Source organism: Ligilactobacillus saerimneri (assembly GCF_036689625.1).
Taxonomy (GTDB): Bacteria; Bacillota; Bacilli; order Lactobacillales; family Lactobacillaceae; genus Ligilactobacillus; species Ligilactobacillus saerimneri.
In genome coordinates, this window is sequence record NZ_CP144759.1 from 769995 (window position 1) to 795200 (window position 25206).

Genomic DNA, 25206 nt, shown 5'->3' on the forward strand with positions numbered 1-25206 from the left:
GTACATGATGGTTAATGATTATGAGATGACAATCAGCGCACACCGCGAATTGGCACCAGGAATCTGGCGCTTAGAATTACAAGGTGACTTTGATTATGCAGGGGCCTTACCAGGGACTTTCGTTGAAGTGGAGATGCCAGATGAAGCTTATCAGTTGCGGCGTCCGTTTGCGATTGCAGACTGTGATAGTGAGCGACAAACATTGGCTTTGATTTACCGGGTTGTTGGTGCCGGAACAGAGCTGATGAGTCAGTTACACGAAGGTGCAACCCTCAAGCTCTTAGGGAGTCTGGGTAATGGTTTTCCGTTTGCTGATTTGGTTCCTGGACAAAGAACCCTTCTCGTTGGCGGGGGCACAGGTATTCCCCCTTTGCTATATTTGAGTAAGGTATTGCATGCACGGGGAATTCAAGCGGATATTGCGGTTGGTTTTTTAAATCAAGAATCAATGTTTGCGACTGATGAATTACAACAATACGGAAACCTAGCAATCACGACTAATGATGGTTCGGTTGGTATTAAAGGGTTCGTTAGTGCAGTGTTAGACAATAAATGGCATGACAACCATTATGACCGGATTTATGCTTGTGGACCATTGGGCTTATTGATGAGTGTACAAAATCGTTATCCTGATGCTGATAACGTCTACTTGTCTTTGGAAAGTCGCATGGCCTGTGGTGTAGGTGCATGTGAAGGTTGCGTTGTTCCCGATAAGCAGGGGAAACTGAGTCTACGGGTCTGTGTTGAAGGTCCAGTTTTCAATAGTCAGGAGGTTCAATTAAGTGTCTGATACAAGATTAGCGGTTGAATTACCCGGTTTAAAACTTAAAAATCCAATTATGCCTGCTAGTGGAACTTTTGCTTTTGGTGATAGCAAGTATGCGCAAATGTATGATCTTAACCAGTTAGGGGCATTAATTACCAAAGCGGTAACATTGGAACCACGGGCAGGAAATGCTACGCCCCGAATTGCGGAGACTAAGTCCGGCGTCTTAAATGCAATTGGCCTACAAAATCCAGGTTTAAAAGTAGTCCTGGAAGAAAAATTGCCAGCATTACAAGCCAAGTATCCTGACCTGCCGATTATTGCTAACGTTGCTGGCAGTACGGAAGAAGAATACGTTGCTGTTGCGCAGGCATTATCTGAGTCGAAAATGTGCTCAGCTTTGGAACTTAACATCTCATGTCCTAATGTTAAGCACGGAGGGATGATGTTTGGGACTAACCCTGATGTGGCAGCAGAGCTGACCGCAGCGGTTAAAAAAGCCAGCTCAGTTCCTGTTTATGTCAAGCTCTCTCCCAATGTGACGGATGTTAAAGAGATTGCCCAAGCAGTTGCCGATGCTGGGGCAGATGGATTAAGTATGATCAATACCCTATTAGGAATGCGACTTGATCTCAAGACCCGTAAGCCAGTCTTGGCTAACCAGACAGGGGGGCTTTCTGGCCCGGCAATTAAGCCCATTGCAGTTCGCATGATTCGGGAAGTTGCAGCGGCAATTAACATTCCAATTATTGGGATGGGCGGAGTTGAAACAGCTGCGGACGCCTTAGAAATGATGATGGCAGGTGCTAGTGCAGTTGCGGTCGGAACGGCACATTTTCACGATCCATTAGTTTGTCCGCATATTATTGACGCTTTGCCGAAAACAATGGACCAATACCAGGTGTCAACCCTGCAAGAATTATGTAGTCAAACCGGACAGATGCTTCGGGGTGAGAAAGGATAAAAACTATCATGAAAATTGAACGACCAATTATTGCCTTGGATTTTCCCAATGCAGAGACGGCATACCGGTTCTTAGATCGTTTTCCAAAAGATGAACACTTATTCGTGAAAATCGGGATGGAGCTTTTTTATAGCGAAGGCCGAGCAGTAGTAGAGCGGGTAATTGGACGTGGACACGATGTTTTCTTGGACCTGAAATGCCATGACATCCCTCATACAGTAGCTAGTGCGATGCGGGTGATCGGACAAATGGGTGTATCCTTAACCACCCTTCATGCTAGTGGTGGCCGGGAAATGATGCTGGCGGCCAAGGAAGGGTTGCTGGATGGAGCAGGAGGAAATAATGTTCCGCAGTTACTGGCGATCACCCAGTTGACCTCAACTGATGAGAATATGGTAGCCAATGAACAATTGGTGCGGGTTAATTTACAGGAAAGTGTTCGTAATTATGCACGTTTAGCCCAAAGTTCCGGGATGGACGGGGTAGTCTGTTCTGCCCAAGAAGCGGCCATGATTATGGAAGCAACTGCACCAGAATTTATGCGGATTACGCCTGGAATCCGGATGGTGGGTAATGATCATGGGGATCAAAAACGAGTGATGACCCCAGACCAGGCAGCAGCCCAACATTCTTCCGGAATCGTAGTTGGACGTGCGATCACGCAAGCAGCAGATCCAGTAGCAGCTTACCGGCAAGTAATGCGCCTATGGAGAGGAGAAAGAGAATGAAAGAAGTAGCTAAAGATTTACTAAAAATTCAAGCAGTTAAATTATCTCCCGATGAACCATTTACGTGGGCAAGCGGGATCAAAAGTCCTATTTATTGTGACAACCGGCTGACTATCAGCTATCCGCAAGTTAGAACACAGATTGCCCAGGGCATTGCTGATCTGATTCGGACAAATTACCCAAAGGCAGAGGTAATTGCCGGAACTGCTACGGCAGGTATCCCGCATGCAGCTTGGATTGCCGCTGAACTCAATCTTCCGCTGGTTTATGTTCGGTCGAAGCCTAAGGACCACGGGCGTGGCCGGCAGGTTGAAGGGGTATTACCCCAGGGAGCCAAGACAGTTGTTATTGATGATTTGTTCTCGACAGGTGGCAGTATCTTAAAGGCAGTTGCTGCAGCGCGCAAAGAGGGGGCCGATGTGATCGGAACTTGTGGGATCTTTAGCTATCAATTAGCAACGCTGGATACTAACTTCCAGGAAGCAGGCTTGACCTACCATACACTGACTAATTATAGTGAATTGATTGATGTTGCTAATGAAGAAAACTACATCACAACTGAACAAAAGCAAGTGTTACAAGAATGGCGCCAAGATCCAGAAAACTGGGCATAGGATTTTATAACACAAATAAGAGATGTTCACTAACGTTTCGCGATGTGAGCATCTCTTATTTTTAATTGTTTTTTGAAAATATTTTTCTTTATTCAGTTTAATAATGAAAATAATTTGACAAAAATTTTAGTAGTGCTTATCATCAAAGGTGAAAATAATTACAAGGTAGGTGTATCCGATGGCAACCATTGCCGAATTAGCACTAACTAAAATTTACCCCCAGACAACTGTAAGTTTGGGGGGCGGCAGTAATGTTTATAAACTTGCACAGGTTCTCAAACAACACCCAGAATTGAAGTTGACCCTTGTTTCACCTTCTGAGTATACACGAATAGCATGCCAAGAATTAGGCTTAGCAGTGCGACCACTCAACGCAACTGAGCATGTTGCCGTTGCGTTTGATGGGTGTGACGCAGTAGACCAATCTTTGAATGCACTCAAGAGTAACGGTAGAATTCATACGGACGAGAAAATTTATGCCCAGGCAGCAGACCAATACATTTTGCTGGCAACGCCAGAGAAAGTAGGTCTTACTTTACCAAACACCGTCCAACTCTGCTTGGAAGTCATTCCAGCCGCTGTTCCCCAAGTATTAGACCGGTGTCGGCAGTTGGGGTTACAAGCGTTCCACCGACGGGACGAGGTGGTGGCTGCTTTTGCACGGACACCACGGGGTAATAGTTTAGTGGACGTTTATGCTTCTGATTGGCAAGCAATTGATACCATTAACATGCAACTAGTGAATTTTAATGGTGTGATCAGTAGTTCGTATTTTAAAGATGTGGTAACAGCAGTAATTACGTTGGATCAGCAGGGCAATGCAGTAGAAATTACGAAAGAGGCTTAAAATATGAAAAAATTAAATTGGGGAATTATTGGTGTTGGTTGGATTGCTCACGAAATGGCTGATGCCTTAAATCAGGTTAATGGGGAAATTTATGCGGCGACAGCACCAACTGCTGCTCATTTAGCAAAATTTGCCGCAGAAAAACATGTGTTGCATACCTATACTAATGCAGACACGATGCTTAATGACCCGAATGTGGACGTAGTTTATATTGCTACGCCCCACACGTTTCACTATGAATATATTAAAAAGGCGCTTTTGGCGGGCAAACATGTTTTTTGTGAAAAAGCCATAACAGTTAATGCCCATCAGTTTGACGAGGTAGCAGCATTAGCCCGAAAGAAAAATCTGATCCTTAGCGAAGGCTTCACTCTTTACCATATGCCAATCTATAAGCAGGTAAAAGATCTGATCAATGCTGGTAAATTAGGCGAAATTCATATGATTCAAGTTAATTTTGGAAGCTTAAAGGACTATGACGTCAACAACCGCTTTTTCAGTAAGGAGCTTGCAGGAGGAGCTCTTTTGGACATCGGGGGCTATGCAACAGCGTTTGCACGGTATTTTATGGACGAGCAGCCTAATGCGGTGCAAACGATGGTAAAGTTCTTTGAAACAGGGGTGGATGAGCAATCAGGAATCATCATGAAAAACACCCGTGAGCAAATGGCGGTAATGGCTTTGTCGATGCGGGCTAAGCAGCCAAAGCGGGGTGTGGTTTCAGGAACAAAAGGTTATGTTGAAATCGACCAGTATCCGCGGGCAACAGAGGCTCAGATCACTTATACATCTAGTGCCCATGGAGAAACGCATACTACTTTGACTGCTGGTGTGAGTGCAGACGCTCTGGCATATGAAGTTCAAGATATGCAACGGTATATTGAGCAGGGGCATGATGATGGGGAATTAGCCTTATCGCATGATGTTGCACACCTGCTAGATAGTGTACGGACGGCGTGGGGAATGCGGTATCCGTTTGATAATAAGTAGGGAAAAATAAAAAGACTGGGCAGATCCAGTCCTCAGATAGTAGCGTTGTATTTTACAGATAGAGAATAAAATGACGACTGGAAGAAAATTATGTTTTCTTACCAGTCTTGTTTTTTGTTCTTTAATACCTTCAGATACTGCGAAGATTATTTTCCGCTTACCTTATATTTTGGCATCAGAAATTAAAGCTTCATGTGTTTTTATGTGTTCACGCCGAGTTTCATCATCTGCGATCAAAAGTAGGAAGATTGCTTCAATAACAGTGGCAGCGGCAATCCTAGAAAAATAATATTCCGACTGGAATACTTTTTGACGTACAGCGGTCTGTAAATGAAGGTTTGCTTCTAGTGCGATAGGCGAATCATCGCGATTAGTGATGGCTAACACCCGGATATGCTTTTTCTGGGCTTCTTTAATTTGCTTCAGTAAGCGGAGAGCCTCACCTGAATTCGAAATGACAATGATCAAGTCATGCGGTGACATATTTAGAGTCTGGGCAATGCTAGTTTCCCATGAATCAGCAGTAATTGCTAAGAAGCCTAGCTGGTTGAGCTTATATGCTGCGTCAATGGCAACAGGAACAGTATCGCCTTCCGCAATAATTTGGATGAGCCGAGCTTCTTTGATCCAGGACAATACTTGTTCAATCGTAGCGGTTGCGATAGGTGCCAGAGTGTTTTTCACTTCGGCAACCTTATTAGCAGAAATACTAGCCAATGCTTTTTGGATATTATCTGCGTTGACCTGCTGGTAATAATTAGTTTGATCATTGGCAGCTTTGGCAAGTTCGATTTTTAACTGGTGGAACCCCGTCAAGGCCAGACTTTTACAAAAGCGGGTTACCGAGGCGTCACTAACCGCCGCTAGCCGGGCTAATTGAGAAATAGTAAAGTCCACAGCCCGAGCGGGGTCTTCCAATAAAACCTGCGCAATCTTTTGGTCTGTTGGACGCATCCCAGCTAGTTTGCTGTAGATTACATTGATGATATTTTGATCGTTCATTTGCGTCCTCCTGGTAAATATCTATTTTTAATTATACCGCCTAAGACTTGATAGCTACAATAATAAACGGTTAGGGAAGGATAAAAGGGGAGGGAAAACTGAGACTACTGCTATGAATACCAATAAGTATTTTTCCTAAAGTATTTACTTAGATCTTAATGAGCACGGTTTCATAACAAAGGAGCAATTATGCCCTCAAGAAGTGAATTAACTTTAAAATATTTTTGAGATGTTGTAAAATATTTTAAGAAGCATAAGGGATTATTTATACCTGTTTGACTAATTTTTGTGAAGAAGGATGTAGTTATGAAAACTAAACAAGAGAAGATTTTTTCTTCAAAAACATTGAGCTATTTTCTCCAATTAGCCGAAACGATGAACTATACGCAAGCAGCGCAGATTCTGGGAATCACTCAGCCGGCATTAACACAACAAATCAAAAAATTGGAGCGAACTGTTGGTGCGCCGTTGTTCTATTCTGTCGGCAAAAAGTTACATTTATCTGATGCTGGATATACGATGCTGGATGCTACCCATAGAATTTACGAAATTCTCAATGAGGCCTCTGATGAGATCCAACAATCAACTAGTGCGACGCACGGTGACATCAAAGTAGGGATTTTGGCTTCCATTGAAGACAGCGTCTTGACAGATTTTGGGGTGCAATACTTCCAGAAAAACTCAGGTATCAAGTTAACCACGTACATGTTGACCCGTAAAGAAGTGTGGGAGGGTCTCAAAAATAACACCATTGATATGGCGATTATGTACCTTCCAGACGATTCTATTAAAAATTGGAAACCATATAAGACCAGAAAGATCATTACTGAAGAGCTGCTCTTTGTTCATCAAAATCCTAAACTGGAAAAACGTAAGAAGATTCGGCTCAAGGATACCCTTGACCATGAATGGGTAACTTACCCACCGAATTATTACTTGAGTGAACTGGGCAAAGAAGCCTACAAGAATGCGATGATCGATGAACCGCAGAGTGTAGCTCATTTTGCCACACCGACTCAGATCTACCGCTTTGCTAAACGGACTGGTGCCTATGCTGTTCTACCACAGTCTTTCATCTTGGCGCATAAGCAAGATGAACACATCCATACTGCTGAACTAGATCCTGAGATTAAGTTTGACTTGGCCTTTGTCTTCCGTAAGGGTAAGGACCAAATTCCAAGAATCGCTAATTTCTTAAAGGCTTTTGACAATTACCTGACAGAAAAAGACTATGTCAGTCGTTTGAAAGGCATTAACCAAGCGGACAACGAATAGCGGATTACTATGGTAAGAACACTTGCTAAAAATGGGTACTTTGCGTATTATTAATTATTAGAAAGAACTTCTTAAATTAAAAAATGATTAGTTGGGAAGTTGTATTTTACTTAGATGGGAGATTTTTTCATGAAGGAATTAGTTTTCGGACATAAGAATCCTGATACTGATGCCATCGTTGCTGCGAAGGCATATTCATATTTACAAAATCAATTAGGGGCAGATACTGAAGCAGTTGCCTTGGGGACACCAAATGACGAAACTGCTTTCGTATTGGACTACTTTAACGAAGACCAACCACGGGTTGTGTCAACCGTTAAAAATGAAGTTGAAGCTGTAATGTTGGTTGACCACAACGAACCACAACAAAGTGCGGATGATATTGCTGATGTAGCGGTAACTAATGTGATCGACCACCACCGGATTGCTAACTTCAACACAGCTGCACCATTGTACTACCATGCAGAACCAGTTGGCTGCACTAGTACCATTATTTTTAACGAATTCAAACAACGGGGAGTAGCTGTTCCTGAAAAGCTGGCCGGCTTGATGTTATCAGCGATCATTTCTGATACTTTACTGCTCAAGTCCCCAACTACAACTGACCAGGACGTTGCTGCAGTTAAGGAATTAGCTGCTTTAGCCCATGTTGACTGTGAAGACTACGGTATGAAGATGCTCAAGGCTGGGACGAAGTTAGATGATAAGACAGAAGAAGAACTAATCACTAGCGATGCTAAGACCTTCGAAATGGGTGGCAAGTCTGTACGTGTTGACCAAGTTAATACTGTTGACTTAGATGATGTCTTTGCTCGTGAAGATAAGCTAGTAGCAGCTATCAAGCAACAAAATGCTAGTGAAGGCTACGACCTGTTCTTATTGATGGTTACAGACATTTTGAACTCTAACACACGCTTGTTAGTAGTTGGTGAACCAACTGATGTTGTTGAAAAGGCCTTTGGTAAGGAATTAGTTGCTGGTAAGATGGACTTGCCAGGTGTTGTTTCCCGTAAGAAGCAAGTTGTTCCACCAATGCAAGAAGCTTTCAACTAAGATTAGTAGTAAAAGATCGGTTTTTACCGGTCTTTTTATTTTGCTCGTCTTTTAATAAAAACTTTTTAAGTATGCAAAAGTATGCAGATTTAGCGATAAAAATCCGTTATACACTTAATAATACCGATTTTAAGCCCAACTATACTTTAAATGGTGTATAATTAAGTGTATATATTCTTTAAAGAAATGGGAGATGCACACAGTGAGTCAAGAAAAAAGAATCGAGTTGATCAAACAGCTGCTAGAAGAGCGGCAAGAGTTGTCAACCAAAGACATCATGAGAGAATTCGGGATCTCACAAGATACAGCTCGCCGCGATATTGTTCTGCTAACTAAGCGGGGAGAAGTGAAGCGGACACACGGGGGTATTCTTCCATTGGATTTTGGACGAAGTGTCCCTAATTTTCAGAGCCGTTTGGCTAGTTTCACCAAAGAAAAGACCCAAATTGCTTTAAAAGCAGTGGAATATTTTAAACCTCACCACGTTTATTTTGTTGATTCATCTACAATCTTACTGAAAACATGTCAAAATCTCAGCTTACCGTTGACCGTAGTGACCCACTCTTTGGATAACTGTATTGCTTTATCTGAGCATAATAAGGTTAAGGTTAAGGTTTTGAGCGGGACATTGGACCATGAAAATCGTTTCTTCTATTCTAACCTAGCTATCCAAGAGCTAAATAACGTAGTGTTTGACACGGCTTTTGTTGCGGCTTCTGGAATTGACGAGAACGGAATTTATCTTCTTGATCAAGGAGATGCCGAAATCGTAGGGTTAGCTGCTAAACGGGCACGTAAAGTGATTTTAGTGGCTGAACATCAAAAATTTGTTAACAATTCATATTATCGAATTTGTAGCTTGGACAAGATTTCTATTTTTATCACAGATCAGGAATTGACTAAGGAGCAACGAGCGATGTTCTCACCAGATACGCAAATTGTTGTAGCTTCAAACAAGGACAAATAAGAATAAAAGCTGTATACTGAAAAGAAATGTCATAGGAGTTGGTTATGTATGGCAGGAAGTAAAAACTATAACAAAACGATCGAAAAAATAGCTGTTTCAGACATTCGGCAGTTTGATAGTGAAGCAAGCCAGTTGCCTGGAATTATCAAATTAACTTTGGGTGAGCCTGACTTTAATACGCCAGAGCATATTAAAGAAGCGGCCATCAAAGCGATTCAAGATAATAAGTCACACTACACCCCTAACGCAGGGATTCCTGAATTGCGCGCAGCTACGGCTAAGTATTTTAATGAAAAGTACAACTTAAATTATCAAGCCAGCCAAGTGATCACAACAATTGGCGCCACTGAGGGGATTAATGCTTCATTACAAGCCTTGCTAAATCCCGGGGATACAGTGTTAGTGCCAACGCCTGTTTTCCCAATTTATATGGTTGATACTGAGATCAATGGTGGTCAGTTTGTAACGCTGGATACTAGTGCCGACGACTTTATTTTAACGCCTAACCGTTTGGAAGAAGCAATCGCGGCCCATCCAACGACTAAAGTTGTCGTGTTCAACTATCCTTGCAACCCAACTGGAGTGACATATTCACGGGAACAGCTTGAAGCAATTGCTGCGGTTGCTCGGAAGCATGACTTATGGATCCTTAGTGATGAGATCTATGCAGAATTAACTTATTCTGGGGACCATATTTCGATGGCTGAGATTTTACCAGAGAAGACAGTGCTTTTATCAGGCTTATCCAAGTCACATGCAATGACAGGCTGGCGGATTGGGTTCATTTTGGGACCACAGGCTTTCATTGATCAAGCTATCAAGTCGCACCAATACATGGTGACAGCTCCAACAACTAATGCACAGTATGCGGCTTTAGAGGCAGTTTCACACGGACAGAATGATGCTGCTGTTATGAAAGCAGAGTATGCACGGCGGCGAGAATACCTAAAAACTGCTTTAGAAGATGCTGGCTTTACTTTAGCTGATCCTCGGGGGGCTTTCTATCTTTTTGCTAAGATTCCAGATGGAAAGTTACAGGATTGGGACTTTGTACGTGACTTAGCTCAAAAGGCCCGGGTAGCAGTTATTCCTGGTTTATCATTCGGCCCTGGAGGCGAAGGGTATATTCGCTTAAGCTATGCTGCAAGCATGGAAAACATTAAACTGGCTGCTAGCCGGATCAAAGATTATATGGAAGGGAAGTATTTTGATGATTAAGGAAAAAAGCAGTCTTCCGATTGGGGTATTTGACTCGGGAGTTGGCGGAATTAGCGTTTTGCGCTCACTGGTTGAGTTGATGCCCAATGAAGATTATCTTTTCTTTGGTGATTCTAAAAATGCTCCTTATGGAACTAAATCAGTTGCCCAAGTGCAACAACTAAGTATGGATATTGTTGATCGCTTTGTTGATCAGGGAGTTAAGGCTGTTGTGGTTGCTTGTAATACTGCAACTAGTGCGGCCATTACGAGAATTCGGGCTAAGTATCCGGACTTGATCGTTGTAGGACTTGAACCTGCTGTTAAGCCGGCCGTTGCTCACAAGCGGAACGGGCGAATAGTGGTAATGGCAACGCCATTAACTCTGCGTGAACCAATGTTTAACCAGATGGCTGATAAATATCGTTTAGAAGCTAAACAGATTATCAAAGTTCCTGCTCCAAATTTAGTAGAATTTGTAGAACGAGGTGAGCTGGATTCACCTGCACTTTATCACTATTTGGAAAAGATCTTACTTCCATATCAGGAAGTTGACGCAGTGGTGTTGGGATGTACGCATTTTCCTTTTGTTGCCCCAGCTATTAGGGATGTTGTTGGGCAAGACACTTTCATTATTGATGGCGGTCCGGGAGCAGCCCACCAGCTACAACGGCGCTTGCATCGAAAAGGTCTGCAGCAAGTCAATCCGTGGCGCAAAGGGCAGGTTACTTTTGCTAATAGCAACCCTGATCCACGGGAAATTGAACTTAGTAAACGCTTGTTTAAATCATAATTATCATTATTCTAAGAGTAACTTGGTTTCATGCCGAGTTACTCTTTTTGTATTGAGGGCAAATAATAGTCCTAAGTGCCTTTTGGGGTGTGATAATATTTGAGTGAAAACGTTTTAGATAGCATTGTTTTAAAAGGTAGGGAGACATATGGAAAAAGAGCCTTTATATATGGACATTGACTACAAGCAAGCGAGAAAGATTGCTAAAAAATTTGCTCGTGAGAATGGGCTTGAGTTGGGAAGTTATGCTGGTAGAGGTAAACACGACAACGCTTACCGTTGGCATGCAGAAAATCCGGAAAATTATGGTATGATCATCGGCTGGCCAGGATACATCTTTGTCGATGACCTTGGAGTGGCTATGTTTGATCGCGGACCATTTATCTAATGTTATCTGCTATATTCCATGGTATTGTCGAAGTCTTCTGCTATAATGATGAAAGACCATTTCAAAGGAGAGTTTGTGATGATTTCTACTGCAACTAAATTAGCTAACCGTTCCTTTTCTAATTGTATGATGAATGCTGCTGGTGTCTGGTGTATGGATGAAGCAGAACTGACAGCGATTGATGACTCTGCTGCTGGGACTTTTGTCACTAAGTCGGGGACACTGGTACCCCGTCCCGGCAACCCTGAACCGCGCTATTATGAGACGGCTCTGGGAAGTATCAACTCTATGGGGTTACCCAACCATGGGATTGATTATTACCTAGATGTAGTAGCGGCTTTTCAAAAGAAAAACCCTGGCAAAACATATTTCTTATCGTGTACTGGGTTTAGCATTGAACAAGATCAAACGTTATTACGTAAGATTAAAGACTCTGAGTTTAACGGAATTGTTGAACTTAACTTGTCTTGCCCTAACGTTCCAGGGAAGCCACAAATTGGATATGATTTCGAAACTGTCGACCAAATCTTAGCGGCTGTATTTGCTGAATATGATGGTCCATTAGGAGTTAAGTTGCCACCATACTTTGACTTGGTGCACTTTGACCAAATGGCAGCTATCTTAAACAAGTATCCGCTAGCTTATATCAATAGTATCAATAGTATTGGTAACGGTTTGTATATCGATGATGAAAAAGAAGAAGTTGTTATTAAACCTAAAAATGGGTTCGGTGGAATTGGGGGCGAATACGTCAAGCCAACAGCCTTGGCAAACGTCCATGCCTTTTATCAACGACTCAAGCCTGAAATTCAAATTATCGGTACCGGTGGGATCACTTCTGGACGGGATATTTTTGAACACATTTTATGTGGTGCTTCGCTGGTTCAAGTGGGAACAGAATTGGCTAAGGAGGGCCCACAGGTCTTTGAACGGTTAACTAGAGAGTTGCAGGATATCATGGCAGCTAAAGGCTACACTACTTTAGCTGATTTTAGAGGTAAGTTACGCCATCAGGACTAAATAAAGCGTAATCATAGCTACATTCCATGCTATACTTAAATAGAATTAATTAAAATTAACCACTTAGTTGGGGAGGATTGTCTCTATGACAAAGAAAACAATTATGGTTGCTGGTGGAGCCGGCTATATCGGTTCCCACATGGTATATGATTTGATTCAACAGGGTTATGATGTTGTAGTTGTCGATAACCTTTCAACGGGCCACAGACAAGCCGTAATGGAACCAGCCCGGTTCTATGAAGGTGATACTCGTGACCGTGAATTTATGCGACAAGTATTTACCCAAGAACCAAATGTCGATACAGTAATCCATATGGATGCTTTTTCAATCGTGCCAGAATCAGTGGCTGATCCACTCAAGTATTTTGACAACAACGTGATTGGTGTGATTGCTTTACTGGAAGTGATGAAGGAATTTAACGTCAACAAGATCGTCTTTTCATCAACGGCCGCTACATATGGTAATCCAGAAAAGACACCAATCGAAGAAGCAGATCGTAAGGATCCTATCAATCCATATGGCGAAAGCAAGCTAATGATGGAAAAAATTATGCGGTGGGTTGACCAAGCTTATGGGATTAAATTTGTTGCTCTCCGGTATTTTAATGCCTGTGGTGCTCATCCAGAAGGGTTGATTGGTGAAGCTCATACTCATGAAACACACTTGATCCCTAATATCTTACGGGTAGCTCTGGGTCAAAGTGATACTTTCCATATCTTTGGTGATGATTATAACACTCCTGACGGAACTAACGTTCGTGATTATGTTCATATCTTGGATCTGGCGGATGCCCATATTTTAGCAATGAAGTATCTGGATGCTGGTAATCCAAGCGATGTTTTCAATTTAGGATCTAGTACCGGTTTTTCTGTCAAGCAAATTCTTGAGGAAGCGCGAAAGGTTACTGGAAAAGAAATTCCTGCTGATGTTTCGGCACGGCGGGCAGGCGATCCGGATATCTTAGTGGCTGATAGTAGTAAAGCACGGGAAGTATTAGGCTGGAAGCCAAAATATGACAATGTTCATGATATTATTCAAACTGCATGGACATGGCATTCCAAGCACCCAAACGGCTATCAAGACTAATTTAGCTAAGGGGGTTGGCTACTAATGAAACGAATTGCCGTTTTTGCAGATGTGCATGGGAATCTGACGGCATTCAAAGCCATCCATCACGATATTTTGCAGCAAAATGTTGATGAATGCTGGTCTCTGGGGGATATTTTTATGCCTGGACCTGGAACCAAGGACCTATGGGAGCTTTTTGAAGACCTCGATCCGCAGGTTTGCGTTCGTGGCAATTGGGATGATTTGTTATTGCGCGGGTTCCAAGGCGAGCTTTCTATCGACCGGGAATCACACGTTTACATGGCTCGTCTGGCGCAATTTATTGCGCCACGGCTTCCCAAGCGAGCACTTGCTGCGATAGCAAACTGGCCTTTGACTCGGGATGTTGCGATTGAATCGCTACGGTTCGGTTTAAGTCACAATTTGCCCTGGAAGAACTTCGACCAGACGCTATATCCCACAGCTGATCAGAAGGGCTTTGACAGCTTATTTAAAGAGCGAATGATTGATGTTGCAATTTATGCGCATGTTCATCACCCAATTATGCGTTATGGGATGGGCGAACAGCTAGTATTGAATCCGGGTTCTGTTGGAGAACCATTTAACAGTTGGCGTGCATTAAAGCGCGACTTAAGAGCTCAATATTTACTTATTGAAGTTGACGAAATGGGACTGCATGATATTTCCTTTAGAAAGATTGGGTACGATCGTCAAGCAGAATTGCACCAAGCTCAGTTGATTGATCTGCCATATCTGGATTTGTACCAGGACTTGATGGACAATGGTGTGGTTCATACCCATGATCATGACTTGCTCCGCAAGATCAACCATGAGCGTGGATATTTAGATGATGTTCACAAATATCGGGCGCAGTTGAAAAAATAATCAAAGAACTTTACTTAGCTTGTGCAGATCTAAGTAAAGTTCTTTTTATATGGAGCGATAAAAAAGAATTGCTTTTATCAGGAATAGGTATCAGGGAAGAGCAAGAAAAAATGAGAACGTGATTTTTCTTCACTCTAGTTTACATAATATGTATTATCCAAAGTAGAATTAAAAAACAAAAATAGCAAGTGCATTAACACTTGCTACATTAAGTATATACAATTAGCAGATTCCGCACATCCCAAGGATAATCCCCAGTACCATGATACCTAGCATTACCCAGTTAACGTTGACTTTCTTGTTTCTAATTAACCAGAAAGATACTAAGGTTACTGCCAGAGGCACAATGCCAATAAATAACTGATCCAAGTATGTTTGAATCTTCATAGCTTCTTTGCTACCTTTGACGGATACTTGTAAGATAGTTTGGAACTTAACATTAGAAGCTGTCATACTTCCCATCATCATCAAACCAAGGATACTAGAAACTTTGGTCAAGATCTTCATCCCACCAGATTCATACATCCGTTCAATGAAGTTGGCACCAACTGAATAACCACCATATAAAGCATAATAATGAATAATAAAGGCTGGAATATTGTATAACAGTAAGAATACAATGGCACCTAACGGTGAACCAGTGCTTGCTAATGAAATCCCAATTCCGGCAGCAACAACTCTAAGAATTCCCCAGAAGAATGAGTCACCAATCCCAGACAATGGTCCCATCAGTGAAGCCTTAACAGCAGTAATAGAACTAGTATCAAAATCTGGATCTTCACTGTTCTTTTTTTCCATCGATGCCACTAACCCCATAATGAAGTTGTTAATGTGCATGGTGGCGTTAAACCAGGTAGTGTGCCGTACGATTGCTTCAGCACGATCTTCTTTTGTCTTATAGAATTTGTTAATTACTGGAAGTAAGGTATAAATAACTCCCAATGCGTGGTATTGTGTGGCCCCAGTTCTGCTGGCATTCATTGTCCATGAGCGCCAAAAGACAGACCGCATCATTTTTCTTTCATCTGGGCTTAAATTCTGTGTGTATTTCATGAGAAAAAGTCCTCCTCTTCCTCTTCTGCAGTCATAGCAGTCTTATTAGCAGAACCCGCTACCCCTTCAGAAGCCATTTTGTTGAAACGAATTTCGCTTTGTGCAACAGCTACACAAATAATAATCCCTAAGGCAGCTACTGCAACAGCTGGTAATTTCACATATGCAGTTAAGATAAAACCTAAAAGATAATAAACAGCAAGTTTGTTATCCCACAAGAGCTTCATCAGCATTGCAAACCCAACGGCTGGCAATAAGCCCCCAGCGGCATTTAAACCATTCATTACGTTTTGTGGAATTGTCTTAACGAATTCGTTAACAGGACCACTTCCAGCATAAATACCAATAAATGAAATTGAAGAAATGATTACGTAGTAGATAATCCATGTGCCATAGTGAAGAGCAACAATTTGCTTTTCTTTCCCTTCACGAGCAATTTTATCTAAAACTGGTGCGAAGATGTTCATGAAGACGTTTTTCAAGAACATAACCACGAATGCGGCTAACATCCCAACAGGAATAGCCAATGTCAAGGCAGCGCTAGTGCTGACCCCAGATGTAATTGCAAACGTTGTTGAGATAACGGATGCGGTAACTGGTTCAGCCGCAATGACACCACCAATGTTGACATTACCCAGGAAGATGGCTTCTAGAGAAGCCCCCATTAATATCCCGGTACGCATGTCCCCCATTAAAAGTCCGGTTACAAGTCCAACTACTAATGGACGTTCCATCATACTTTGTCCTGTCAGATAATTTCCGGCAAAACAAATAAAGACTGCCAAGGCAGCCAATAGTGCGTTAGTTAACATACACTTTAACCTCCCCTAAAAGTTAATAGCGATTTATTTGTTCTTTAAAGCTGATGCCAAACTCTGCTTTTGGTTGCTAGGTAGAACTTGGTTATATGTTTCTACCCGAGTCAGAGCAGCTAGTTCCTTAGCTGCTTGCAGTTCGTCCGGATTTAGCTGAACGCTAGAAAAGACCATCGTCTTAGTCTTAGGATCAGATTTATCAAAACGACCAGCATTAGCAACATTGACTGCTTCGATGTCTTGAACATTTTGAGCAATCTTGTTGGCGTCAGAAACACTGTTTACGATACCAAAGATCCGTTTGTCCTTTCCCCGCGGATCATTAAAGATCTTGATTGCATCATCAACAGAACGAATTAACAGTTTCGTTCCTGTTGGAACAGCCATCTTTAAAGTCATTTGCATAACTTTATTTTTAGCGGCGTTGTCATTGGCAACAACCAGTAATGGTGTATTTAACTCTTTTGTCCATACAACAGCGACTTGACCGTGAATTAAACGATCATCAACTCTTAATTGTGCTAACATATTTAGTCCCCCTATAACTACTATATATTAAGCAAAAAAGTCATCATCTTGCTCGTCTTCAGGAAGGCTTGTTTCAACAAGCTGAACTTGACACTCTGCAATCGTATTATTGATTACTGTCGGTGTCAGCTTCATTCCTTCAGGAAGCATCATCAATGACAAAATAATTGCTAGGTTGGAGTTAGAGATAACAAAGATATTATCTTTCTCCAATGGCACAAGTTGCGTAACGACTTTTTGATTAACACTGCCCCCAAATAAATCAGTGAAAATCAAAGCTTGTTCATCGTCAGCAACATTGGCGATGAAAGCTTGGATCTTTTCCGTATAGTCTGAGTCATCGACATAAGCATCAATCGTGGCCAAGTTTGCACCCTTCCCCGTCAGGATGTCGATGGAACTACGAAAACCAGATGCTAGCTTTCCGTGTGTTGCTACTAGGTATTTCATTTTCATCCCCCCTTTTTGTTAACGATATTATTATATATTTTCATAGAAATATATGCAAACGCTTTCTTGGATGACAATAACTAATTTTTTAAAACGTTACCACATGTGGCGTGGACGCCAGTCTTACGGTAAAATAAATAAGTTATTCTGTAATTAAAGGCAGGTGGTACTGTGTTTCCAATTTGTCGGAAACTTCATAACAAATCTCCGATTGGCAGTTACTATGCCAATTAAATAAAAAACTTAAGGGAGATTGTTTATGTTAGACGAAAAACAAAATACTCATTACATGAACTGGATTGTTATTGCATTACTTGATTTTGTGACGATTATTAGTTTCGAAAACATTTTTTATCCGTTCCAAAATCAGGGATTATCAGTAGTTATTTCGTGGATTTTCTTACTGTTTACTTATGTCATCCCCTACGCCCTGATCGCAACGCAATTAGGATTAACCTTTCAAAATCAAGATGGTGGGTTAGCATCCTGGATTAGACGGGGAACACATAGTGATCTTTTTGGTTACATTACTTCATGGATGTACTGGACGCAAACCATCCCCTACCTTGTTGATGTATCCAACTCGGTAATTGTTTCTCTATCCTGGATCATTTTGGGTAATGATAGCTTGGGACAGCGGATGTCGACTTTCACCTTCGGGATGCTAACTTTTGCGATCATTTTATTCTTTATTATTTTTGAAAATCTGTTTCGAGACTCACTTGAAGTTCTCTCGATTATCGGGGGCGGGGCTATGTTCTTGATTTCGGTCTTGTTTGTATTCATGACCGTTTGGGCATTGACACATGGAGCACATCCAGCTACACATCTCAGCCTGCATGCCCTCAAGCCCAGCTTTAGCCTTCACTACTTTTCAACCACAGGCCTGCTAATCTTTGCTATGTCTGGTGCTGAATTGGCCGCACCATACATCAGTAAGATGCGCAATCCTAAACGAGAATTTCCTAAAGCAATGTGGCTTTTGGCCATTATGACAGGTTTTATTACTATCTTTGGGACTTTGGCTTTGTCAGTTTTCTTTGATGCTAACCATATCCCTAGTGACTTTAAGATGAACGGACCATACCGTGCGTTCCACCTTTTAGGCGAACAAGTTGGCCTAGGTAAGTCTTTGATGTATCTGTTTGCGTTTGTGCAACTTTTCTTCATGCTGGCACAGTTAGCGATCTTAATTGATGCTGCTTCGCGTGTTTTTGCATCCGATACCGCAACTAAATATATGCCGACATGGTTGACCAAGAAAAACAAAGATGGTCGTCCAGTGCATAGTTATACTTTAACTGCAGGCATTAGTTTGTTATTGTTACTTTTGAGTGGGACACTGCCAAATATCAACGCTATTTATAACTGGTTACTCAACTTAAACGGGATTGTTTCGCCGTATAAAACTGCGTTAGTTTTCGTTGCCTTTTTAGCTATTCGTTGGCATGAAGGTGAGTTCAATTCAGATTATGTATATATCAGCAATCGGCGCGGAGCATTGGCTGTTGGCTGGTGGTGCTTCATCTTTACATTCATCTGTGCAACGATGGGCTTCATCCCCCAAGACGCAGCCGTGGGAACCCATGCCTTTAACCACCAATTATTGATGAATTTCTTAACTGTTGGCTTCTTAATTATACTAGGCTTCCTGTTACCATATTTACGAAAATTAGAAATGAAAAAGGAAGCATAGGTTAATTAAATATTTGATATAAAAACAGGAGACGATTACAATGTCGTCTCCTGTTTTGTTCTTAATTACGGAGGGATTTCACAAAGTTTATTAGATTAATGAGCCGGCACTCCACTAACGATTGTATTATCCGCAATAGTAGCGCGCACAACACTTCCAGCTTTTATTAAACAGTTTGACCCAATCGCTGTTCCTGGAACAATGGTACATCCCGTTTCAACGATGGTGTTGTCACCAATAGTAATAGGCAACTCACTGCACCAATGTTGGGCACGCTTTTCCGCATCAAAAGCATGATTAGAAGTATAAATCCCTACATTATCACCTAAAGTAACATTATCGCCGATTACTACGCGGTTACAATCAATAATCTTCAAATTTTTCCCGGCGTGGAAATTGTTGCCAATATGAAGATTAAAACCAAATTCAGTGATAAACCCATAACCAACTGTAAAATTAGTGCCACATGTAGCAAATAAAGCCTGTAACCATTCATAATGGGGTTCTTGGGTCAAGTAGGCTTGGTTGAATTGCCGACAGGCAGCATATGCATAGTTTCGTGCCTGTTCAATCAACGGATCGTAATCGTAGTACAGTTCCCCAGTATTAGTAATAGCTTTAACATGTTCAATTTCTGCTGTTGTTAATCTCTGCATTTAAATCCCTCCACTAAAAGCGTAAAATAATGAATGAGGTGTTTTCACATGAAGTTCGATAATAAATTAATGAACGCTGCCCAAAAAATCTTACATCAAAAAGAATTTAAGCGCCAGGCGCCAGAGCTCTTACAGTGGCAAGCGGTAGTTGATCAGGCTTGCGCACAGTATAACCAACAAATCAACTTAAACCGTAAGTATGATTATGCTTTACTCCGTCAGTTATTAGCCACCGTAGGGACGGATCCATTTGTAGAATCCAATTTTTGGTGTGCGTGTGGCTTCAATATTACTTTTGGCGATGAAGTCTTCTTCAATCACGATGTAATCGTCAACGATTATGCTCCAGTTACATTTGGTAATCAAATAAATATTGCTCCGCGAACAATTTTTGAAACACTGGTCTATCCACAAGCAGTAGCTGAACGTAACCAAGGTCTAGTTACTGCCAAACCTATTACGGTTGAAGATGGTGTCTGGATTGGAGCAAATACAACAATTACTGCGGGAGTAACCTTAGGAAAGAATGCTATTATTGCAGCGGGGAGTGTGGTTACCACTGATGTTCCACCGCAAACTCTATATGCTGGGAATCCTGCAAGATTTATCAAACATTTGTAATTAACGGTGACGTCACTGATAGTTTTCAGGGATGTCTTTTTTATTACAGTATTTAAAGCATCCTTGCATAATTAATAAATATACAAAAACAGGAGCCCTCAACAGCGCTCCTAGTTTTAATCTTATTGTGGATATGAGTTGATCACAGACTTCTTCTTATTCCAGAAAAAGACTTTTGCTACTCCAGTGATCTTGGACCTTTTGACAAAACCATAGTAGCGACTGTCGTTAGAAACACTCCGGTGATCCCCCAAAACAAAGTACTCACCCTTAGGAACGGTAAAAATGTGCCCTGTACCCAAAGTAACATCTTTAGCAGCTGGTAGTTGCAAGTCGAGGGTGCCACTGGTTTGTTCCTTTTTAGAAATATAGCTTTGTGATTGGCGGTGCCCGTTAACGTAAAGTTGACCATTACTCTTGTACTCGATCTGGTCTCCCGGCATCCCAATCACCCGCTTTACGTACTGGGTCGACTTAGCTACTCCAGGGCGTTTATCAACACCATAAGCGTTGAAAATAACTACTGAATTACGCTTAATTGATGCTGTTTTGAGTTCAACAATGCGTTCGTTATTTTGTAAGTTAGGATACATTGAACTACCATCAACACGTACCGTAGTAATCCAAAAAGTTTTGATGACCATTGCGATCGCAAAACCTATTAGGATGGGAATCACCCAACTTAAGATTTCTTTTGTTTTGTTCATTGAACTTTCCACCTCTTTATCGATGCGAGAATGCTTATTCTTCGATATCGCGCATCCAACCTAAGGCCATGGCTTTTTCTCCTAAGTGACAACCAATAACAGGACCAAAATATGTTACTGAGATCCGCAAATTAGGGAATTGCTCTTGCAAGCTATCCCGCCACTCATTGGCAGCTTTTTCGTTATTGGCATGAATTACAAACAAATGCACGGGATAGTCAGTCTTTTCTAACTGTTCAATGAATAAACTTTCTACCCGTTTTTTAGCCCGTTTCATCGATCTAACTTTATCAAAAGCGACAATTTTATTGGTATCATCATCAAATGTCAAAATCGGCTTGATTTTGAGCATAGTTCCGATAAAGGCAGAGGCGTTGGAAAGACGGCCACCCTTAACTAAATTTTGCAAGTCATCCACTAAGAAGTATTCGTCAACAGTACTCCGAAGTTCATCAAGATGGGCAACAATACTATCAATATCCATGCCCTTGGCTGCATCTTGTGCTGCTGCCACGGCTAATTCACCCATCAGGCGAACAGTAATACCTGAATCATATGGAATCACCTTAATTCCTTCAATCTGGCTAGCAATGTTTTGCAAATTACCCACTAATCCAGAGATGGTTGCAGCTAAATGAATGCTAATGACGGCTTCATAACCTTCATCCCGTAAATCTTCATACAATGAAATCATTTCACCCAAAGGTGGTTGTGATGTTGACGGTAACTCAGGTGATTGGGCTAATAAGGAATAAAATTCCTCAGTAGTGATGTCGACGCCTTCTTCATAAGTTTTTTCGTTCAAGATAAAAGGAATCGGAACGACCCGAATATCATATTTTTGAATAAGTTCTTCTGGTAAATAGGAAGTACTGTCTGTTACAACAGCAATTTTCATTGGTTACACCCACTTCTAAAAATTATATAAAATACTATACCATACTCACTGGAGCCCTACATAGTAAACTAATAACCTCGTTAAAACTTAAAGGGTCCGTTGGAGGCTGGTATCAAGCCTGTTCAGGAGAATTTTTAATAGATTGTATTCTTCTTCTGTCCAGGGTGAAAAAATCTTTTGAGTTAAAACTTGGTAATCATGATTCATCTGTTCAAAAGCACGTTTACCTGTTTCGCTGATTGAATAACTAATCGTCTTACGGGTTTGGGCATTAGCTGACGGAATCTTTTCTTTTTTAAGAAAGTTTTTAGCAGTTAGACGCGCCAATTGCCGGCTTAACGTCGAAACATCCAAACTTGTATTGGAGGATAACACACTTTGGGTGTTTTCGCCCCCAACAATTCTTTTCAACAATTGCCATTCAGAAATGGTTAAATTATTAGCCCGTGAAAGGCTCTGTAATTTACGGTGAAGGAATCGCTCCACTTCAACTAAACTATCCAAAGGCTCTAGCATTGTAATCTACCCTCCTATGGAGTTATATGTATAATACAATTTACATTATTCATTATGCTCTGGCTTGTTGGTATTTGCAATAGGCAATAAACTATCAAAACAAGTTTTTTCTTACCCAAACTAATATTTAAGCATAAAAAAGACACCCATAATGGATGTCTTCTACAGAAATGACGGGAGTTGCACCCGAGTCCATCAGCTAAAAGCTGTGCTTTCCTCCTAAGCTACATTCCTTACTTCATATCTTCCCATACCTTAATTGACGAAGTCAATCATTACCACTTTTTTGATTTGGCAACAAGGGTTTCTTTCACCATGCAAATAACCCCAAATACACGGTCTTTAGTTACCAAATTTCTCGTCCTTGTGGCTTGCCCCAATCGTACTCGTTTTTATTTTCTTCAAAATATCTATCGGTATCAAATCCAGCAAATAATTCTTCTAATGCTTCTAAGGAATTTATCTGCGTTTCTTTTACTTTGCTATTCATTGCTTCACCCCATAAAACACTGCACAGCGAAATATGCAATTATGATTACTCCAACAACACCAAAAATAACATTCCTACTTTGTTTAACAAGTTGTTCACTCTGTCCATTTAATCTTTTAATTCGCCATTTAACTCTGGCAGGTGCGCTAGATTAACTATAAGTGCTCGCTTAGAACTTTTCGCAATTCATATACTGGTACATGGTATTACCGTAATTCTTCTAAAGCATAAATAATTAGTTGAGGTAAGATGTAAAAGTCACACCTCTTTACCATTTTATTATACTATGCTTGTGAAATACACAGGCTGACATTGCTAGCATAATTCGAACAAAGATGTGGCATTTTTATAATGAACAATGAATATTAGGATAACTTGAGAAGCTACTAATTTATGCGATTATTCTACGATTCAACCCAATTTTTACCATGATTAAGTGGTCTAACCACCTGAAAGAACTGTTTTTTGGTAGAATATATTCATGACATTATAATTTAAGGAGGTTAAGCATGATATTTGATGGTGTTTTTACCCATGCAATGGTCAATGAATTGGCCGAACAATTAACTGGAGGCCGGGTAACTAAGATCTCACAACCCTATCCGAACGAAGTGATTTTGACGATTCGATCTAACCGTCAAAACTATCCTTTACTTTTATCTGCTAACCCTAGTTATGCACGGATCCAGGTCACCCAGATCCCATTTACCAACCCTCCTGTACCAACCAACTTTACAATGACGCTCCGCAAGTATTTGGAAGGAGCAAAATTAGTAGAGGTTGCGCAACTAGCCAATGACCGTGTTGTTAACTTGACTTTTAGTACTCGAAATGACCTGGGGGACCAGATGCCTTTGTGCTTAAGCATCGAAATTATGGGACGACATAGTAATGTAATCCTAATTGATGTTAATCGCCAACGTGTTATTGACGTTATCAAGCGAATCGGGATGGACCAAAACCGGTACCGGACTCTTTTACCAGGGGCTGCATACAAGCAACCTCCTGCCCAAGGTAAAGAAAATTTATTTACAACGACGGCAGAAACATACCGCCAATTAGTTCAGATGTATCCCAATCGAGAAATGCTTGGCCAAGCATTAAGCCAGACATATCAAGGGTTGGGTAAAGATACAGCCTTGTATTTGGCAGATCTTTTTCACTCTGTGGCTGATCCACAACAAGCAGTTGCTGAGTTTATCAACCAAGTCAATCATCCCACCCCGCTGCTCTGTAAGGAAGGCAGCAAAATCAATTTCACCTTGTTTAAACAAGAGCATTATTGGCAAAAATTTGCTAGTTTAAGCGCCTTATTGGATGAATATTATCGGCATAAAGCCACGTTAGATCGGGTCCAACAGCAAGGAGCTTACCTGATTCACACGGTAAAAAATGAGCTCAAGAAAAATAAGCGTAAACTCAAGAAGCTTCAAAAGGAGTTTCAAGCAACCGAGAATGCAGAGAATTTCAAGATCAAAGGCGAAGTACTAACCACGTATTTGTATCAAGTGAAAGCTGGTAGCGATACAATCACGCTCCCTAATTACTATGCAAATAACGCGCCACTACAAATCGCCCTCTCCAAGCGACTCTCCCCCTCCCAAAATGCGCAACGCTATTTTAAAAAATATCAGAAACTCAAAAATGCTGTTCAGCATCTTACGGAACAGATCAGACTTACTCAGGAAGAAATCGCGTATCTGGACCGTATCCTGGCTCAAATCGAACTAGCAACTCCTGGGGATTTGCCAGATATTAAGGTTGAGTTGCAAGAGCAAGGCTATATTCAAAAGGATAAGCAAGCCAAACGCAAACGTCCCCACAAACTCAGTAAACCGGAACGTTTCCATGCTAGTGATGGGACGCCAATCTTGGTCGGAAAAAATAATCTTCAAAATGATCGATTAACTCTCAAAACTGCACGGAAAAACCACTACTGGCTCCACGTGAAGGATTTGCCAGGGTCTCATGTGATTGTAGAGAGTGCAGAGCCAAGTGAAGCAACGTTAGTGGAAGCAGCTACCATTGCTGCTTATTATTCCAAGGCTCGCCTATCAGCGAATGTACCGGTTGATTATGTAAGAGTTAAAAATATTCACAAACCTAATGGTGCCAAACCAGGCTTTGTAATCTATACGGGACAAAAGACTTTATTTGTTACTCCAGAAGAAAAAGAAGTTTTAGCGCTACAAAATTAAAAAAACGTGCTAAGTATTGG

28 protein-coding genes are annotated in these 25206 nt (G+C 41.3%); 18 read left to right on the forward strand and 10 right to left on the reverse strand.

The window, feature by feature from the left end; genetic code table 11:
* Positions 1 to 4: 4 nt before the first annotated feature.
* From V3C97_RS03715 to V3C97_RS03740, 6 genes are all read left to right on the forward strand, one after another.
* Positions 5 to 790, forward strand: coding sequence for a dihydroorotate dehydrogenase electron transfer subunit (locus V3C97_RS03715; RefSeq protein ID WP_338434502.1), 786 nt, complete (start codon positions 5 to 7; stop codon positions 788 to 790).
* Positions 783 to 1730 carry a dihydroorotate dehydrogenase gene (locus V3C97_RS03720; RefSeq protein WP_338434503.1) on the forward strand — a complete coding sequence of 316 codons (948 nt, stop codon included), beginning with the start codon at positions 783 to 785 and terminating at the stop codon, positions 1728 to 1730. The genes V3C97_RS03715 and V3C97_RS03720 overlap by 8 nt, the downstream gene beginning before the upstream one ends.
* An 8-nt stretch (positions 1731 to 1738) precedes the next feature.
* On the forward strand, positions 1739 to 2458 hold the full coding sequence (pyrF, locus tag V3C97_RS03725; RefSeq protein ID WP_338434504.1) for an orotidine-5'-phosphate decarboxylase: 720 nt from the start codon (positions 1739 to 1741) through the stop codon (positions 2456 to 2458).
* Positions 2455 to 3072, forward strand: coding sequence for an orotate phosphoribosyltransferase (pyrE, locus tag V3C97_RS03730; protein WP_338434505.1), 618 nt, complete (start codon positions 2455 to 2457; stop codon positions 3070 to 3072). The genes pyrF and pyrE overlap by 4 nt, the downstream gene beginning before the upstream one ends.
* A 178-nt stretch (positions 3073 to 3250) precedes the next feature.
* Positions 3251 to 3919, forward strand: a complete 669-nt coding sequence (locus V3C97_RS03735) for a ribose-5-phosphate isomerase A (RefSeq protein ID WP_338434506.1) — start codon at positions 3251 to 3253, stop codon at positions 3917 to 3919.
* Positions 3920 to 3922: 3 nt separating this feature from the next.
* Positions 3923 to 4909: a Gfo/Idh/MocA family oxidoreductase gene (locus V3C97_RS03740; protein WP_338434507.1), complete on the forward strand. Its 987-nt coding sequence runs from the start codon at positions 3923 to 3925 to the stop codon at positions 4907 to 4909.
* Between the two features lie 162 nt (positions 4910 to 5071).
* On the opposite strand, the gene V3C97_RS03745 is transcribed toward V3C97_RS03740, so the two are convergent.
* Positions 5072 to 5911: a MurR/RpiR family transcriptional regulator gene (locus V3C97_RS03745; RefSeq protein ID WP_027826577.1), complete on the reverse strand. Its 840-nt coding sequence runs from the start codon at positions 5909 to 5911 to the stop codon at positions 5072 to 5074.
* A gap of 306 nt (positions 5912 to 6217) precedes the next feature.
* On the opposite strand from V3C97_RS03745, the gene V3C97_RS03750 reads away from it, so the two are divergent.
* From V3C97_RS03750 to V3C97_RS03790, 9 genes are all read left to right on the forward strand, one after another.
* Positions 6218 to 7186, forward strand: a complete 969-nt coding sequence (locus tag V3C97_RS03750) for a LysR family transcriptional regulator (protein WP_338434508.1) — start codon at positions 6218 to 6220, stop codon at positions 7184 to 7186.
* A gap of 129 nt (positions 7187 to 7315) precedes the next feature.
* Positions 7316 to 8239 (forward strand): manganese-dependent inorganic pyrophosphatase, encoded by a 924-nt coding sequence (locus tag V3C97_RS03755; RefSeq protein WP_338434509.1) that lies wholly within the window; start codon positions 7316 to 7318, stop codon positions 8237 to 8239.
* Positions 8240 to 8441: 202 nt separating this feature from the next.
* A complete protein-coding gene (locus V3C97_RS03760) occupies positions 8442 to 9206 on the forward strand; it encodes a DeoR/GlpR family DNA-binding transcription regulator (protein ID WP_009554417.1) in 765 nt (254 codons plus the stop codon).
* A gap of 48 nt (positions 9207 to 9254) precedes the next feature.
* The gene (locus tag V3C97_RS03765; protein WP_338434510.1) at positions 9255 to 10424 is read left to right on the forward strand and encodes an aminotransferase class I/II-fold pyridoxal phosphate-dependent enzyme; all 1170 of its coding nucleotides are present in this window, start codon (positions 9255 to 9257) and stop codon (positions 10422 to 10424) included.
* Entirely contained in the window at positions 10417 to 11196 is a 780-nt protein-coding gene (gene murI, locus V3C97_RS03770; protein WP_268889447.1) for a glutamate racemase, read from the forward strand. The genes V3C97_RS03765 and murI overlap by 8 nt, the downstream gene beginning before the upstream one ends.
* A gap of 148 nt (positions 11197 to 11344) precedes the next feature.
* Positions 11345 to 11584: a hypothetical protein gene (locus V3C97_RS03775; RefSeq protein ID WP_009554411.1), complete on the forward strand. Its 240-nt coding sequence runs from the start codon at positions 11345 to 11347 to the stop codon at positions 11582 to 11584.
* A gap of 78 nt (positions 11585 to 11662) precedes the next feature.
* On the forward strand, positions 11663 to 12604 hold the full coding sequence (locus V3C97_RS03780; RefSeq protein WP_268889448.1) for a dihydroorotate oxidase: 942 nt from the start codon (positions 11663 to 11665) through the stop codon (positions 12602 to 12604).
* Between the two features lie 85 nt (positions 12605 to 12689).
* Positions 12690 to 13691 carry a UDP-glucose 4-epimerase GalE gene (gene galE / locus V3C97_RS03785; RefSeq protein WP_338434511.1) on the forward strand — a complete coding sequence of 334 codons (1002 nt, stop codon included), beginning with the start codon at positions 12690 to 12692 and terminating at the stop codon, positions 13689 to 13691.
* A gap of 24 nt (positions 13692 to 13715) precedes the next feature.
* Positions 13716 to 14558 (forward strand): metallophosphoesterase family protein, encoded by an 843-nt coding sequence (locus V3C97_RS03790; RefSeq protein ID WP_216542437.1) that lies wholly within the window; start codon positions 13716 to 13718, stop codon positions 14556 to 14558.
* A 222-nt stretch (positions 14559 to 14780) separates the two neighbouring features.
* Here V3C97_RS03790 and V3C97_RS03795 read toward each other — a convergent pair whose 3' ends face one another.
* From V3C97_RS03795 to V3C97_RS03810, 4 genes are read right to left on the reverse strand one after another with little or no spacing between them, the layout of a single operon-like run.
* Positions 14781 to 15611, reverse strand: coding sequence for a PTS system mannose/fructose/sorbose family transporter subunit IID (locus V3C97_RS03795; protein ID WP_009554403.1), 831 nt, complete (start codon positions 15609 to 15611; stop codon positions 14781 to 14783).
* Positions 15608 to 16423 carry a PTS sugar transporter subunit IIC gene (locus V3C97_RS03800; protein WP_338434512.1) on the reverse strand — a complete coding sequence of 272 codons (816 nt, stop codon included), beginning with the start codon at positions 16421 to 16423 and terminating at the stop codon, positions 15608 to 15610. Before V3C97_RS03800 ends, V3C97_RS03795 begins: the two co-directional genes overlap by 4 nt.
* Positions 16424 to 16456: 33 nt before the next feature.
* Positions 16457 to 16954 (reverse strand): PTS system mannose/fructose/N-acetylgalactosamine-transporter subunit IIB, encoded by a 498-nt coding sequence (locus V3C97_RS03805; RefSeq protein WP_027826542.1) that lies wholly within the window; start codon positions 16952 to 16954, stop codon positions 16457 to 16459.
* A 27-nt stretch (positions 16955 to 16981) separates the two neighbouring features.
* Positions 16982 to 17410 (reverse strand): PTS mannose transporter subunit IIA, encoded by a 429-nt coding sequence (locus V3C97_RS03810; RefSeq protein WP_338434513.1) that lies wholly within the window; start codon positions 17408 to 17410, stop codon positions 16982 to 16984.
* Between the two features lie 253 nt (positions 17411 to 17663).
* Between V3C97_RS03810 and V3C97_RS03815 the strand changes: the two genes are divergently transcribed.
* On the forward strand, positions 17664 to 19100 hold the full coding sequence (locus tag V3C97_RS03815) for an APC family permease (RefSeq protein WP_338434514.1): 1437 nt from the start codon (positions 17664 to 17666) through the stop codon (positions 19098 to 19100).
* Positions 19101 to 19195: 95 nt separating this feature from the next.
* Here the strand turns inward: V3C97_RS03815 and V3C97_RS03820 are convergent, their stop codons facing one another.
* The gene (locus V3C97_RS03820) at positions 19196 to 19756 is read right to left on the reverse strand and encodes a DapH/DapD/GlmU-related protein (RefSeq protein WP_338434515.1); all 561 of its coding nucleotides are present in this window, start codon (positions 19754 to 19756) and stop codon (positions 19196 to 19198) included.
* A gap of 48 nt (positions 19757 to 19804) precedes the next feature.
* On the opposite strand from V3C97_RS03820, the gene V3C97_RS03825 reads away from it, so the two are divergent.
* Complete coding sequence (locus V3C97_RS03825) at positions 19805 to 20377, forward strand: sugar O-acetyltransferase (RefSeq protein WP_338434516.1); 573 nt, start codon at positions 19805 to 19807, stop codon at positions 20375 to 20377.
* 122 nt (positions 20378 to 20499) lie between these two features.
* Here the strand turns inward: V3C97_RS03825 and lepB are convergent, their stop codons facing one another.
* The 4 genes from lepB to V3C97_RS03845 form a co-directional block, all read right to left on the reverse strand.
* On the reverse strand, positions 20500 to 21084 hold the full coding sequence (lepB, locus tag V3C97_RS03830; RefSeq protein ID WP_338434517.1) for a signal peptidase I: 585 nt from the start codon (positions 21082 to 21084) through the stop codon (positions 20500 to 20502).
* A 34-nt stretch (positions 21085 to 21118) separates the two neighbouring features.
* The gene (locus V3C97_RS03835; RefSeq protein WP_009554387.1) at positions 21119 to 21982 is read right to left on the reverse strand and encodes a DegV family protein; all 864 of its coding nucleotides are present in this window, start codon (positions 21980 to 21982) and stop codon (positions 21119 to 21121) included.
* A gap of 87 nt (positions 21983 to 22069) precedes the next feature.
* Positions 22070 to 22498, reverse strand: coding sequence for a MarR family winged helix-turn-helix transcriptional regulator (locus V3C97_RS03840; protein ID WP_009554386.1), 429 nt, complete (start codon positions 22496 to 22498; stop codon positions 22070 to 22072).
* Between the two features lie 346 nt (positions 22499 to 22844).
* A complete protein-coding gene (locus tag V3C97_RS03845; protein ID WP_338434518.1) occupies positions 22845 to 22988 on the reverse strand; it encodes a hypothetical protein in 144 nt (47 codons plus the stop codon).
* Between the two features lie 509 nt (positions 22989 to 23497).
* Here V3C97_RS03845 and V3C97_RS03850 point away from each other — a divergent pair.
* Positions 23498 to 25186 (forward strand): NFACT RNA binding domain-containing protein, encoded by a 1689-nt coding sequence (locus tag V3C97_RS03850; RefSeq protein ID WP_338434519.1) that lies wholly within the window; start codon positions 23498 to 23500, stop codon positions 25184 to 25186.
* Positions 25187 to 25206 lie beyond the last annotated feature (20 nt).